We start from the raw sequence: 232 nt of genomic DNA, 5'->3' as shown, positions 1-232 counted from the left end.
GCCGGATTCGGATTACGACGTTCGCTTCATCTACTGCCGCCCTGTCGATCGGTATCTGACGGTGAATAAGCGCCGTGATGTACTGGACATAAACACGCCGGAACTGACCGAGGTGCTGCGCGATCTCGGGATCGACACGGATATCATGGATTTTGCGGGCTGGGACGCGGACAAGGCAGTGTACCAGATGAGCAAGTCGAACCCGCAGGTTCTGGAGTGGACGAATTCACCG

Annotated in this window: 1 protein-coding gene; it reads left to right on the top strand. The window is 56.9% G+C overall.

Annotation, left to right across the window (positions count from 1 at the left end; translation table 11 throughout):
• The coding region (locus tag AC1RPH_RS08550) for a DNA polymerase beta superfamily protein (protein WP_481762159.1) at positions 1–232 on the top strand (232 nt) is incomplete at both ends.

This window comes from Dellaglioa sp. CoH-57-MRSF-16, from assembly GCF_056782055.1.
This window is presented reverse-complemented; position numbering and strand designations above follow the sequence as displayed.